General features: G+C 61.1%; 12 protein-coding genes. 6 read left to right on the top strand and 6 right to left on the bottom strand.

Annotated features, from left to right (window positions below; translation table 11 throughout):
* Nucleotides 1–9 precede the first annotated feature (9 nt).
* Together AC1DVV_RS11445 and AC1DVV_RS11440 are read right to left on the bottom strand one after the other, a co-directional pair.
* Nucleotides 10–1,005, bottom strand: a complete 996-nt coding sequence (locus AC1DVV_RS11445; protein WP_477665602.1) for a DMT family transporter — start codon at nt 1,003–1,005, stop codon at nt 10–12.
* A gap of 96 nt (nt 1,006–1,101) precedes the next feature.
* Nucleotides 1,102–2,220 carry an aromatic ring-hydroxylating oxygenase subunit alpha gene (locus AC1DVV_RS11440; protein ID WP_477665603.1) on the bottom strand — a complete coding sequence of 373 codons (1,119 nt, stop codon included), beginning with the start codon at nt 2,218–2,220 and terminating at the stop codon, nt 1,102–1,104.
* Nucleotides 2,221–2,498: 278 nt separating this feature from the next.
* Here AC1DVV_RS11440 and AC1DVV_RS11435 point away from each other — a divergent pair, with 278 nt between their 5' ends.
* From AC1DVV_RS11435 to AC1DVV_RS11410, 6 genes are all read left to right on the top strand, one after another.
* Nucleotides 2,499–2,759: an exodeoxyribonuclease VII small subunit gene (locus tag AC1DVV_RS11435; protein ID WP_477665604.1), complete on the top strand. Its 261-nt coding sequence runs from the start codon at nt 2,499–2,501 to the stop codon at nt 2,757–2,759.
* A 70-nt stretch (nt 2,760–2,829) separates the two neighbouring features.
* Nucleotides 2,830–3,750, top strand: coding sequence for a polyprenyl synthetase family protein (locus AC1DVV_RS11430; RefSeq protein WP_477665605.1), 921 nt, complete (start codon nt 2,830–2,832; stop codon nt 3,748–3,750).
* A gap of 65 nt (nt 3,751–3,815) precedes the next feature.
* Nucleotides 3,816–5,717, top strand: coding sequence for a 1-deoxy-D-xylulose-5-phosphate synthase (gene dxs, locus AC1DVV_RS11425; protein ID WP_477665606.1), 1,902 nt, complete (start codon nt 3,816–3,818; stop codon nt 5,715–5,717).
* Nucleotides 5,718–5,976: 259 nt separating this feature from the next.
* On the top strand, nt 5,977–7,056 hold the full coding sequence (locus AC1DVV_RS11420) for a TRAP transporter substrate-binding protein (protein WP_457280015.1): 1,080 nt from the start codon (nt 5,977–5,979) through the stop codon (nt 7,054–7,056).
* A 261-nt stretch (nt 7,057–7,317) separates the two neighbouring features.
* Complete coding sequence (locus AC1DVV_RS11415) at nt 7,318–8,397, top strand: TRAP transporter substrate-binding protein (protein ID WP_457280016.1); 1,080 nt, start codon at nt 7,318–7,320, stop codon at nt 8,395–8,397.
* 224 nt (nt 8,398–8,621) lie between these two features.
* A complete protein-coding gene (locus AC1DVV_RS11410) occupies nt 8,622–9,701 on the top strand; it encodes a TRAP transporter substrate-binding protein (protein ID WP_457280017.1) in 1,080 nt (359 codons plus the stop codon).
* Between the two features lie 205 nt (nt 9,702–9,906).
* Here the strand turns inward: AC1DVV_RS11410 and AC1DVV_RS11405 are convergent, their stop codons facing one another.
* The 4 genes from AC1DVV_RS11405 to selD all read right to left on the bottom strand — a co-directional run bounded on the left by AC1DVV_RS11405 (nt 9,907) and on the right by selD (nt 13,864).
* Nucleotides 9,907–10,404, bottom strand: a complete 498-nt coding sequence (locus AC1DVV_RS11405; RefSeq protein WP_457280018.1) for a hypothetical protein — start codon at nt 10,402–10,404, stop codon at nt 9,907–9,909.
* Nucleotides 10,405–10,508: 104 nt separating this feature from the next.
* Nucleotides 10,509–12,050 carry a TRAP transporter large permease gene (locus AC1DVV_RS11400; protein ID WP_457280019.1) on the bottom strand — a complete coding sequence of 514 codons (1,542 nt, stop codon included), beginning with the start codon at nt 12,048–12,050 and terminating at the stop codon, nt 10,509–10,511.
* Nucleotides 12,051–12,097: 47 nt separating this feature from the next.
* Nucleotides 12,098–12,637: a TRAP transporter small permease subunit gene (locus AC1DVV_RS11395; protein ID WP_457280020.1), complete on the bottom strand. Its 540-nt coding sequence runs from the start codon at nt 12,635–12,637 to the stop codon at nt 12,098–12,100.
* A gap of 165 nt (nt 12,638–12,802) precedes the next feature.
* Nucleotides 12,803–13,864, bottom strand: a complete 1,062-nt coding sequence (gene selD / locus AC1DVV_RS11390) for a selenide, water dikinase SelD (protein ID WP_457280021.1) — start codon at nt 13,862–13,864, stop codon at nt 12,803–12,805.
* Nucleotides 13,865–13,944 lie beyond the last annotated feature (80 nt).

Genomic DNA, 13,944 nt, shown 5'->3' with positions numbered 1-13,944 from the left:
GAAAACTCCTTAATGCTCTTCAGCCGGGGCATTGGGCGCAGCGCGGGCGCGCAAAACAGTTGCGGCAATCGCGCTGACGATGATGAGGCCCATGCCGGCCCAGCCGATCAGGGGGATATTGTCGCCAAACAGGATCAGGCTGTAGATAGCCGCGAACACAATGCCCGAGTACTGCAGGTTGGCCACCATCAGCGTGCCGCCATGGTTTTCTGACATGGAATAAGCCTTGGTCATGGACAGCTGGCCCAGCGAAGCCAGGATGCCGATGGGCGGCAGCCACAGCGCGTGTTCCCAATTCCAGGGTGTGATGCCCATGACGCACATGCCGAGCGCGCCGGCAACCGCCGTGCCCACGGCAAAATAAAACACGGTGCGCGTTTCGGGCTCACCCATGCGCGAAATCGCCATCACCTGCATGTAGGCAAAGGCGGCGCCCAGGCCGGACATCAGGCCCACCAGCCCGGCGAAGGTCTGGTTCTGGTCGATGGCAGGGCGCAGCAACATGACGACGCCGGCAAAGCTGGCGAGGATGGCCATGACGAGAGGCCCCTGGCTGGAAAATAGAGCCCCCACGCTTGCCGCTTCGCGTGCTGCGCTGCCCCCCGAGGGGGCGCTCGCGCCTTGGGGCGGCCCGGCGGCGCTCAGCGTGTCATTTGCCTTCGGCGGCGCCCAGGCCATCAAAGCGCCGCCGACCAGGAAGGCCGCAATCCACACGCTGCTCATGTAGTTGAGCGTCATGGCGGTCGCCAGCGGCAGATGGGCAATGGCGTAAAACCAGGCCGACAGCGACATCACGCCAATCACGCTGCGCCAGGCATGCATGGACGGGTAGCGGGTGGCCAGGGTGATGCCGCGCGCGCGGGCGTAGGCGGCCATGAAGACGATGCCCAGGGTGCCGCGATAGAACACCAGTTCGGCGCTGTTGAAGTGTTCCGACGCGTACTTGACGCAGACCCCCATCGTGGCAAACAGGAAGGAGGAAAGAATCATCCAGACGGCTTGCATCGATTTCAGGGTAAGGAGTTATGAGTGGTAAAAGTGGCTGGGATCCGCAATGGTATTGCGCAAGCAGCTATCAAATAAATAGCAGTTCCGGTGCCGTCAGATCATCTGCGTGGTTTTGCTGGCGCCCATTTCGCGGCGGTACCACTCGTGAAAGTGCTGCATGCCGTCTTCCATGGGGCTTTGGTAAGGCCCGAACTCGTTGTCGCCGCGAACCATCAAGGCCTTGCGGCCGGCGTCCATGCGCAGGGCGATTTCGTCGTCTTCCACGCAGGTTTCCATGTAGGCGGCTTGTTGCGCTTCGATGAATTCGCGCTCGAAAGCGCAGATTTCTTCGGGGTAAAAAAACTCGACCACATTGAGCGTCTTGTCGGGGCCCTGTGGATGCAGCGTGCTGACCACCAGCACATGCGGGTACCACTCAACCATCACGTGCGGGTAGTAGGTGAGCCAGATGGCGCCGTATTTGGGCGGTACGCCCTTGCGGTACTGCAGCACCACGTCATGCCATTTCTTGTAGGTGTCGGTGCCGGGCTTGCCCAGCTTGTCTGACACGCCCACGGTCTGCACTGAATAGTTTGGTTCAAGTTGCCAGCGCAGGTCGTCGGTGGTCACAAAGCCGCCCAGCCCGGGGTGGAAGGGGCCGACGTGGTAGTCCTCCAGGTAGACCTCGATGAAGGTCTTCCAGTTGTAGTTGCACTCGTGCAGGTGCACCTTGTCGAGCTGGTAGCCGGAAAAGTCGAGGTCGGCGTAGGTGGCCAGCTGCGACATCTCGGCCGCCACGTCGCGGCCGGTGTCCTCGAACACCAGGCCATTCCAGGTCGTGGTCTTGTAGCGGTTCAGGTTCAGGCAGGGGTCGATCTCGAAGTGCGGTGCGCCTATGAGCTCACCGGAGGTGTTGTAGGTCCAGCGGTGCAGCGGGCAGACGATGTTGCTGCCGGTATTGCCGCGGCCCTGCAGCATGGTGGATTGGCGATGCCGGCAGACGTTGGAGATCAGTTCGATGCCCGAAGCGTTGCGCACCAGCGCCCGGCCTTCGCCCTCATGCGGCAGGGCGTAATAGTCGCCCAGGTGGGGCACGGCCAGTTCATGGCCCAGGTAGCGCGGCCCGCGGGCAAACAGCTTTTGCTGCTCCCGCTGGTACAGGCCCGCATCAAAATAGCTGGAAATGGGGAGCTGGCTGGTGGCCTGCAGGAGACGGAGGCTGAGATCAGACATGCAAATTTCGGTGAACATGCCTCCGCGCCAAGGCGGTGGAGGCTGTTGACAAGCGGGTAGGCAGGCTGAGCGACAGCCCACGGAGAAAACAAGGCCGGATATCCCGCAGCAGGGGTACTGCCGTTATCGAGAACTGTTATCAATTGTACCCGCGCGGGCTTTTTTGCGGGTCTTCGCGCGCCGCCACCGGATAATAGAGATGTATGGATTCGTAGCCTCGGGCGCCGGGGCCGCAACCTGCCTGCAACGGCCTAAAATCAGCCTTCATCCAAATCACCATGGCCAAAAGTCCTTCGTCCACCGCTGCTGCTTCCGCTACCGCTGTTCCGGCATTGCCCGCCAGCTATGAGGCCGCATTGCAGGAACTCGAAGGGTTGGTTGACAGCCTGGAATCCGGGCAGCTGCCGCTGGACCAGTTGCTCACCGGTTACCAGCGCGGTGCGCAGCTGCTGAAGTTCTGCAGGGACAAGCTCGAGGCCGTGGAAACCCAGATCAAGGTGCTGGAAGGCACGGAACTCAAACCGTGGGTGCAGGAATAACCGGCGCAGCCGGCGCCACGGCGCATTGCAGGCAGAACATTCCTTCACCCCCTAAAAAAGAGACCCACGATTGAACGCCCCTGAAAAACTGCCCCTGTTTACCTTGAGCGCCTGGAGTGCCGGGCAGCTTGCCAATGTCGAGAGCGCCTTGTCGCGCTGGGTTGCCTGTCCCAGCGATGCGCCTGCGCCTGCGGGCCTTGGCGACGCCATGCGTTATGCCGTGCTCGACGGTGGAAAACGCCTGCGGCCGCTGCTGGTCATGGCGGCCTGCGAGGCCGTGCAGGGCAATGCGCAAGCCGCCCTGCGGGCCGCCTGCGCGGTAGAGCTGATCCACGCCTATTCGCTGGTACACGACGACATGCCTTGCATGGACAACGATGTGCTGCGCCGTGGCAAGCCCACGGTGCATGTCAAGTTCGGCCAGGCCCAGGCACTACTGGCCGGCGACGCCCTGCAGGCGCTGGCATTTGAATTCCTCACGCCTCCCGATGACTCAGTCGATGCGGCCACACAGGCGCGCCTGTGCCGCATGCTGGCCCAGGCGGCCGGTTTTCAGGGCATGGCCGGCGGCCAGGCCATTGACCTTGCCAGCGTGGGCCTGCCGCTGACGTCCGTCCAGCTGCATGAAATGCACCGGCTGAAGACCGGTGCGCTGCTGCAGGCCAGCGTGATGATGGGCGCGGCCTGTGGTGCTGCGACACCGGCCGCTCAAGACGCCTTGCACGATTACGGCGCCGCCGTCGGCCTGGCTTTCCAGGTCGTTGACGACATCCTCGACGTCACCGCTGATTCCGCCACACTGGGCAAGACGGCCGGCAAGGACGCCGCCCAGGACAAACCCACCTTTGTATCGCTGATGGGGCTGGAAGACTCCAAAGCCTATGCGCAGCAACTGCTGGGCAAGGCACTGCGCAGCCTGGACGCCAGCGGGCTGGGTCACACCGATGCTCTGCGCGCACTGGCGGACATGCTTGTGAACCGTCATCATTGAAGCCGTCATCAGGATTGAATACCGCGGACCGGGAAACCGGCCTTGCCATAAACAGCGACACCACGATGTACCCATTGCTTGAAACCATCAACAGCCCCGCCGACCTGCGGAGCCTGCCCCGCGTTGACCTGAAACCCCTGGCCGACGAACTGCGTGCCTACGTGCTTGACAGCGTTTCAAAAACCGGCGGCCATCTGAGCTCGAACCTGGGCACCGTGGAGCTGACGGTGGCTCTGCATTACGTCTTTAACACCCCCGAAGACCGCCTGGTGTGGGACGTGGGTCACCAGACCTATCCGCACAAAATCCTCACGGGCCGGCGCGAGCGCATGGACAGCCTGCGGCAGTTTGGCGGCCTGTCGGGTTTTCCGCGCCGCGACGAAAGCCCCTACGACACCTTTGGCACGGCCCACTCATCGACCTCGATTTCCGCCGCACTGGGCATGGCGCTGGCCGCTCAGCAAAAAGGCGAAGACCGCCATGCGGTGGCCATCATTGGAGACGGTGCCATGAGCGCCGGCATGGCCTTCGAGGCCCTGAACAATGCGGGTGTGCATGACCATTGCAAGCTGCTGGTGGTGCTCAACGACAACGACATGAGCATCAGCCCGCCGGTGGGCGCGCTGAACCGTTACCTGGCCCAGCTGATGAGCGGGCGTTTTTATGCATCCGCCAGGCACATGGGCAAGCAGGTGCTGCGCGTGGCGCCGCCGCTGCTGGAACTGGCCAAACGCCTGGAGTCGCACGCCAAGGGCATGGTCGTGCCTGCCACGCTATTTGAAAACTTCGGCTTTAATTACATCGGCCCCATCGACGGTCATGACCTGGAGTCGCTGGTCCCCACGCTGGAGAACATCAAGCACCTGATGGACACCAAGGGCGGCCCGCAGTTCCTGCATGTGGTCACCAAAAAAGGCCAGGGCTACAAGCTCGCCGAAGCCGACCCCATCGCCTACCACGGCCCCGGCAAGTTCGATCCGGCCATGGGGCTGCAAAAATCCACCGCACCGGCCAAGCAGACCTTCACCCAGGTGTTCGGCCAGTGGCTGTGCGATATGGCCGAGCACGACAGCCGGCTCGTCGGCATCACGCCGGCCATGCGAGAAGGCTCGGGCATGGTTGAGTTCCACAGGCGCTTTCCTGAACGCTACCATGACGTCGGTATTGCGGAACAGCATGCGGTGACCTTTGCCGCGGGCATGGCCTGCGAAGGGCTCAAGCCCGTGGTCGCGATTTACTCCACCTTTCTGCAGCGCGGCTACGACCAGCTGATCCACGATGTGGCCCTGCAAAACCTGCCTGTCGTGTTCGCGCTGGACCGCGCCGGCCTGGTTGGCGCCGATGGCGCCACGCATGCGGGCGCCTATGACATTCCTTACCTGCGCTGCATTCCCAACATGAGTGTGGCATGCCCCGCCGATGAAAATGAATGCCGCATGCTGCTGAGCTCGGCTTTCGAGCAAAACCATCCGGTGGCTGTACGCTACCCGCGCGGCGCCGGCGCCGGCATCAAGCCGGGAACCGGCCTTGAGGCGCTGCCCTTCGGCAAAGGCGAAGTCCGCCGCGAAGGCTCGGGTGTTGCCATCCTGGCTTTCGGCACCTTGCTATACCCGGCCCTGCAAGCCGCAGAAAAACTAGGCGCCACAGTGGTCAACATGCGCTGGGCCAAACCGCTGGATGTCGAGTTGCTGCTCAAGGTCGCAGCCACCCACCAAGCCCTGGTGACAGTGGAAGAGGGTGCCATCATGGGTGGCGCCGGCAGCGCAGTCAGCGAAGCCCTGCAAGCCGCAGGTGTCAACAAACAGGTGCTGCATTTGGGCCTGAAAGACGAGTTCATCGAACACGGCGATCCCGCAAAACTGCTCGCCCTCCAAGGCCTCGATGCCGCAGGCATCGAAGCGTCCGTGAGGGCGCGGTTTTCTGCTCTGCTGGGAACCGGCAAGCCCACCCTAAAGTCGGTAGCTTAGGCAAGACTCTTAAAGCCAGCATGAGCCGTGGAACCGGCTTTGCCGGGCCACAGGCGGGCGGCCCCCTCGGGGGGCAGGGAGTTACGCGAAGCGAACGACCGTGGGGGCCACATCTGTTCAGCTTCCCGTCAGCTCTTCAAGGGTAAACCCGGCCGGGTCGAGACCCCCTCATTTTTAGAATTCCCAAAGACCTGCAAAACGGTCTGACTGGTGCCTGAGCCCAGTGGAATTTTCATTTTTACCTTTCGGAGTCAACCTGATGGATCGTCGTTCACTCATCAAACACGCCGGCGTTGCCGGTGTTTTGGCAGCAGGCGTTGCGCCGGCTGTTCACGCACAGGCCGCTGTTCGCTGGCGCCTGGCATCCAGCTTCCCCAAATCGCTGGACACGATCTATGGAGGTGCTGAAACGTTTGCCAAGCATGTCAAGGCGATTTCAGGCGGCAAGTTTGAAATCTCCGTCCATGCTGCAGGCGAACTGATGCCCGCGTTTGGTGTGGTCGACGGCGTGCAGCAAGGCTCCATCGAGGCAGCCCATACGGCGCCTTACTATTTCTTCGGCAAGGACGAAACCTTTGCCATCGGCGGCGCCATTCCTTTTGGCCTGAACAGCCGCCAGATGAGCGCCTGGACCTTTGAGGGCAACGGCTTGAAACTGATGCGCGAGTTCTACGCCAAATACAACATGATCAGCTTTCCGTGCGGCAATACCGGCGCGCAAATGGGTGGCTGGTTCCGCAAGGAAATCAAGTCCATTGCCGACATGAAGGGCCTCAAATTCCGCGTCGGCGGTTTTGCCGGCAAGGTCATCGAGCGCCTGGGCGGCGTGCCGCAGAACATTCCCGGCGGCGAGATTTACCAGGCGCTGGAAAAAGGCACCATCGACGCTGCCGAATGGATCGGTCCCTACGATGACCAGAAGCTGGGCTTCAACAAGGTGGCACCCAACTACTACTACCCCGGCTGGTGGGAAGGCGGCCTGCAGCTGGACCTGTACATCAACCAGAAAGCCTACGACGCGTTGTCGCCCGAATACAAGGCGATTGTGGAAGCGGCCAGCGCCGCCGCACACGTCGACATGCAGGCCAAATACGACACCAAGAATCCGACGGCCCTGAAGCAGCTGGTGGGTGCTGGCGCCAAGCTCCGGCCGTTCCCCGCCGATGTCATGAACGCCGCTTTCAAGGAGTCGATGAAGCTGTATGAAGAGCTGTCGGCCAAAAATGAAAACTGGCGCAAGGTCTATGCGGACTATTCGAAATTCCGCGGCGACCAGAACCTGTGGTTCCGTTTTACCGAGGCGACCTTCGACCGTTTCATGCAGAGCCAGAAGCTGTAAAGCCATCAACTTGATCAGATAGGGGGCGAGCGGCTTGCAACTGGCAAGCCGCTCGCTGAAACGTTTTCGTCAAAAAGCCGCCTGCCCAGGCGGCTTTTTTGTGCGCGATCTACGGGTAAAAACGGGGTGTTTTTATGCAAAAGAGTGACAAAGTATCCATGCTCCGCCGATTCAATCAAGGCAATGCAATTCAACAGTTGTAGCAGGCCGAACCGATCTGGCAGATCAACGCAAAATTCGATAACTTCAGGAGAGAGTTTTATGGATCGTCGCTCACTTATCAAAAACGCCGGTATTGCCGGTGTGCTGGCGGCAGGTGTAGCACCTGCTGTTCATGCGCAGGCTGCCGTTCGTTGGCGCCTGGCCTCCAGCTTCCCCAAGTCCCTTGACACCATTTTTGGTGCCGCCGAAGTATTTGCCAAAGCCGTCAAGGCCATGTCGGGCGGCAAGTTCGAAGTGTCGGTTCATGCCGCTGGGGAATTGATGCCCGCTTTTGGCGTGGTCGACGGCGTACAGCAAGGCTCTGTCGAGGCGTGCCACACGGCCCCCTACTATTTCTTCGGCAAGGATGAGACCTTTGCCCTTGGCTGTGCCATTCCCTTCGGTCTGAACAGCCGTCAGATGAGCGCATGGATGTACGAAGGCAACGGCCTGAAGCTGATGCGCGAGTTCTATGGAAAATACAACATCGTCAATTTCCCCGGCGGTAACACCGGCGCGCAGATGGGTGGCTGGTACCGCAAGGAAATCAAGTCGCTGAAAGACATCAAGGGCCTGAAAATGCGCATCGGCGGATTCGGCGGCAAGGTCCTGGAGCGCATCGGCGGTGTGCCGCAGAACATTCCCGGTGGCGAGATTTACCAGGCCCTCGAAAAAGGCACGATTGACGCCGCCGAATGGGTGGGACCTTACGACGACCTGAAACTGGGCTTCAACAAAGTCGCTCCGTTTTACTACTACCCCGGCTGGTGGGAAGGCGGCCCCGAGCTGGACTTCTTCATCAACAACAAGGCTTTTGACGCCCTCACCCCTGAGAACAAGGCCATTGTGGAAGCAGCTGCAGCCCAGGCCCATGGCGATATGCAGGCCAAATACGACGCAAAAAACCCGGGTGCGCTCAAGCAGCTCGTGGGTGCGGGTACCAAGCTCCGTCCATTCCCGACCGACGTGATGAACGCTGCTTTCAAGGAGTCCATGGCGCTTTACGAAGAGATCAGCGCGAGGAACGAAAACTGGAAGAAGATCTACGCCGACTACTCCAAGTTCCGCGCCGAGCAGAACCTGTGGTTCCGCTTCACGGAAGCCACGTTTGACCGCTTCATGCAAGCCCAGAAACTCTGAACCCGGCCCATCGGTCATCCCGAAAGCCGCCTCTTGCAGGCGGTTTTTTTACGTCTGTCCCGATACTGTAAAACCGGGTTGGGCAAGTGGTGTGAAATGCTGACAAAATAGATCTCCGCCCTCTTGCTCAAAAGCGCGGCTTGCATAGCCGTCGATTGCCAGCTGGGCGCCCCGCACGTCCATTCGGACCGCAAACCCGACCACCCTTCAGGAGATAGCATTTAATGGATCGTCGTTCACTTATCAAAAACGCCGGCATTGCCGGTGTACTGGCCGCCGGTGTGGCACCTGCTGTTCACGCGCAAGCGGCCATCCGCTGGCGCCTGGCTTCCAGTTTCCCCAAGCCGCTTGACACCATTTACGGCGGTGCCGAAGTGTTCGCCAAGAAGGTCAGCGAAATGACTGGCGGCAAATTCCAGATCAGCGTCCACGCCGCCGGCGAATTGATGCCTGCTTTTGGTGTGGTCGATGGTGTCGGCCAGGGTTCCGTGGAAATGTGCCACACCGTGCCTTACTACTACTTCGGCAAGAACGAAGCGTTTGCCATCGGCGCAGCGATTCCATTCGGCATGAACTCGCGCCAGATGTCGGCCTGGATGTACGAAGGCAATGGCCGCAAGCTCATGAATGAGTTCTACGCCAAATACAACCTGGTGAGCTTTCCTGGCGGCAACACGGGCACCCAGATGGGTGGCTGGTTCCGCAAGGAAATCAAGACCGTGGCTGACCTGAAAGGCCTGAAGTTCCGTATTGGCGGCTTTGCCGGCAAGGTGGTGGAGCGTCTCGGCGTGGTTCCGCAGAACCTGCCTGGCGGTGAAATCTACCAGGCACTCGAAAAAGGCACGCTAGATGCCGCAGAGTGGGTGGGCCCTTACGACGACCAGAAACTGGGCTTCAACAAGGTGGCTCCGTTTTACTACTACCCCGGCTGGTGGGAAGGTGGCCCTGAGATTGATTTTTTCGTCAACAACAAGGCGCTGGAAGCCCTGCCCGCAGAGTACCGCGCGATCATCGATGCCGCCGCTTCACATGCGCACATCGACATGCAGGCCAAGTACGATGCACGCAACCCGACCGCACTGAAACAGCTGGTGGGCGCCAAGACCAAGGTCTTGCCCTTTCCCAAGCCCGTGCTCGATGCCTCGTTCAAGGCGTCGATGGAGTTGTATGCCGAGCTGGCCGAGAAGAACCCTGACTGGAAAAAGATATACACCGACTACCGTGCTTTCCAGAAGGACCAGATCCTCTGGTTCCGCTTCGCCGAGTCGCGCTTCGACACGTACATGCAGGGTGTCACCTTATAAGCCCCCACGCTTTTCACTGCGTCTTCGACTTCGTGTAATGCGCTGCCCCCCGAGGGGGCCGCTGCGCCTGCGGCCCGGCGAAGCCGGTTCCGCGGCCCCTGCTTGAAAGGGAAATCAGTGGTTCCCCGTTTTCCCGGGAAATAAAAAACCGCGACATGTCGCGGTTTTTTTTCGCCTGCCTTTCCGGCGGCAGTGAGCCGTGCCCTCAGCGTTGGCTGCGAAAGGTCTTCAACTCGCTTACCAGCCGTTCAAATTCCGCGACCATCTCGGGCGATGCGGCGTAGAACACCGCGAACTTCCCCATCAAGGTACGCACATACAGACGTGGTGCGATCAGCCATTCGAGTCCGCGCACGCGGATCAGCTTGCCGTAGGCGAGTTCGCGCAGCTCCATGTGCTTGTCCCAGACCCAGCTCTGGTAGAGGCCTTGTTCGTCGAGGCGCGTGACGCTGCGCAGGATGTGCCACCACGTGTAGCCCACCATCAGCAGCCCGGCGATGAACCACCCCCCGCCGGCAGCCGCGCCTGAGGCCCTCCCAGCCAGCCAGGCCTGGACAAAAGCCGCGGCCAGGGCCAGCACGATGGCGGTGGCCAACACCTTGAAGGGCACGGAAAACGCCTGCCCCGAGATGCTCCCACCTGTCGGGGTGAACTTGAAGGGCGGTGGGCCGAAATAGGTGCTGGGGGCGGGTACGGGGTCCATGGAGTGCTCGCGGTATGGAAAGGAAAAACTGACAGTATGGGCTGCCAATAAAAACGCCCCTCGCGAAAGGGGCGTTGGACGCTGGCCTGGAAGGCTGCGATCGGTTATTTGGTCTTGAACAGTTCGTCGAGTTTTTTCTGTTCGTCATCGGCATTCGGCTCCGCCGGCGGGGCCAGCGGGTCTGTGCCTGCTGCACCGCTGGCCCCGCCCGCGGGCGGGGTCGCGCTCTCGTCGACGGGGATCTCGATCTTGACCTTGTCCAGGTCGACCACCTCGGGTTTGTCGAGGAAGATCGTCACCGTTTGCGGCACGAAGATGACGATCGCCACCAGAATCAGCTGCATCGCCACCCAGGGAATAGCGCCCAGGTAAATGTCATTGGACTTGATCGGCTTGGGAATGCGTCCTTCCTTGAACAGGGTGTCGGCGATCCCTCGCAGGTAGAACAGCGCAAAGCCGAAGGGCGGGTGCATGAAGCTGGTCTGCATGTTCACGCACAGCAGCACGCCGAACCAGATCAGGTCGATGCCCAGCTTGTCGGCGACGGGGCCCAGCATGGGCAGGATGATGAAAGCAATCTCGAAGAAGTCGAGGAAAAAAGCCAGGAAGAAGATGAACAGGTTGACGGCGATCAGGAAGCCGGTCTGGCCGCCAGGCAGGCCGCTGAGCATGTGCTCGACCCACTTGGCGCCGTCCACGCCCTGGAACACCATCGAGAAGACGCGTGCACCTATCAGGATGAAGACCACCATGGCTGTCAGGCGCATCGTGCCGCTCATGGCTTCCCAGATCAACGCCGGGGTCAGGCGTTTGTGCATGGCCGCCAGGATCAGCGCACCCACCACACCCATGGCGCCGGCTTCGGTTGGCGTGGCAATGGCGGTGTTGATGCCGGGCAGGCCACCCATGGAGCCGAGCACGGCAAAAATCAGGATGGCCGACGGGATGATGCCGCGCAGGCATTTGCCCCACAGCGCCCAGCCGTTGAGCGTGCGCGCGGTTTTCGGAACGCCGGGAACATGGTGCGGCTTGAACACGCCAAGCATGAAGGTGTAGCCCGCGAAGATCAGCACCTGCAGGATGGAGGGGCCCCAGGCGCCCTTGTACATGTCACCGACGGAGCGGCCCAGCTGGTCAGCCATGACGATCAGCACGAGTGACGGCGGCACCAGCTGGGTGATGGTGCCGGAGGCCGCCAGCACGCCGGTGGCGTAGCGCATGTTGTAGCCATAGCGGATCATCACGGGCAGCGAGATCAGCGCCATGGCGATCACCTGGCCAGCCACAGTGCCGGTGATCGCGCCCAGGATGAAGCCGACGATGATCACCGAGTAGCCGAGGCCGCCCTTGGCGGGGCCGAACAGCTGGCCCATGGAGTCCAGCATGTCTTCGGCCAGGCCGCACTTTTCAAGGATGGCGCCCATGAAGGTGAAGAAGGGAATGGCCAGCAGCAGCTCGTTCGACAAAATGCCGAACATGTTGAGCGGCAGGTTGGACATGAAGCTGGCCGGAAACCAGCCCATCTCGATAGCCAGGAAGCCCGAGGCCAGCCCGAGGGCGGCCAGCGAGAAGGCGACGGGAAAGCCGATCAGCATGATCAGCACGAGGCCCGCGAACATGATCGGGGCAAAATTTTCCATCTGCATGGGGTAGTCCTGAAAGTATTTTTATGGGAACGAGCGATGCAAACGGATCACTGAACCGGTTTTTCGTAGTGCGTATCCATCTCGAATTTGCCCTGGAGATAGCAGATGCGCTTGATGATTTCCGAGAGGCCCTGTACGAACATCAGACCGAAGCCCAGCGGCAGCAGCAGCATCGCGGGCCAGCGGATCAGGCCGCCGGCGTTGCCTGAGACTTCACCTGAGCGCAGCATGCTCACGAACAGCGGCCAGCTCAGGTAGGCCAGCAGGCCCATCACGGGAAGCAGGAAGATGGCCAGGCCGAAGATGTCTACATACACCGGCCCGTTGCCCTTGAGCTTGCCGTAAATGATGTCGACCCGCACGTGCTCGTTGAGTTTGAGGACCACAGGTGCGCCCAGCATCACGGTGGCGGCGAACAGGTACCACTGGATTTCAAGCCAGCCGTTGGAGCTGATGTCCAGGCCGTAGCGCACAAAGGCGTTGCCGGCGGAAATCATCGCGGCGAGCAATACCGTCCAGGCGGCGATCTTGCCCAGTCGCGTGGTCAGCCAGTCGTAGGCCAGTGCGAGTTTGAGGAGTGCGGACACGGGATGTCTCCGATAAGTTCTTTTGAATGAGAAAGTACCCACCCGGGTACGTCGAGGCATGAATGGTACGACGGATGCCACCCGCAGCACTGAATAAAGACTGACAAAAAATTTCCGGGTTTACCCTAGGGTTTTACGGCTTGTGCCAGACTCTCGCGCATTTTTTCAGCGTACGGCCAGCCCGTGGCCGGCGGTGACGTCCCCGATGACCGCTGCCTCGGCAAAGCCCTGGGCGTGGAAAATTGCCAGAACCTCGGCGGCGCTGTCTGCATTGCAGGACACCAGCAGGCCTCCGGAGGTTTGCGGGTCACTGAGCAGGGCTTTGTCAGCTTCGGCAAAGGTTGCGGGCAAACTCACTTCATTTCCATAACTGGCCCAGTTGCGCCCCGAGGCGCCCGTCACACAACCTTGTGCTGCGAGTTCGCGCGTGCCACTGACCAGCGGCACGCGCTGCCAGTCGATGCGCAACTGGACGCCGGCCCCGCGGGCCAGTTCCAGGCCGTGGCCTGCCAGGCCAAAGCCGGTGATGTCGGTGAGCGCATGTACGCCTTCCATGCGTGCCAGCTCGATACCCGGCTTGTTGAGCTGTGTGGTGAGCGCGATCATGCGGGCATAGCCTGCGGCGTCGAGCTGTTCCTTCTTCAGTGCCGCAGAAAGAATGCCGATGCCCAGCGGTTTTCCCAGCACCAGCACGTCCCCGGCCTTGGCACCGGAATTCTTCTTGACCCGCGAAGGGTGCACCAGGCCCAGCACCACCAGGCCATAAATCGGCTCGACCGAGTCGATGGTGTGCCCCCCCGCGATCGGGATGCCCGCATCGCGGCAGACGTCCTGCCCGCCGCGCAGGATCGCGCCTATGGTCTCCAGCGGCAGCACATTGATGGGCATGCCCACCAGCCCGAGCGCCATGATGGGCGTGCCGCCCATGGCATAGACGTCGCTGATTGCATTGGTGGCGGCGATGCGGCCGAAGTCGTAGGGATCATCGACGATGGGCATGAAGAAATCGGTCGTCGCGATCAGCGCCTGCTCGTCATTGAGCAGGTAAACAGCCGCGTCGTCGGCGGTTTCAATGCCTACCAGCAGCTGCGGCGGAATCGGGAGGTTGCTGGAGTTTTTGAGAATTTCACTCAGCACGCCAGGCGCAATCTTGCAGCCGCAACCGCCGCCATGCGACAGGCTGGTGAGCCGGGGTGGGGTGCCCGGAAGTGTTTCAGGGGCGTTCATGGCGTGCTTTCAATGGCGTTCCCGCGGTACCGGCGGTGCGCGGGGCAGCCAGTTTAAAACAAGGGGGTTTTCTCGAGCAT

This window comes from Polaromonas sp. P3_B4 (assembly GCF_056402835.1).
The sequence above is the reverse complement of the archived record's forward strand: the minus strand, read 5'-3'. Positions and strand labels throughout refer to the sequence as shown.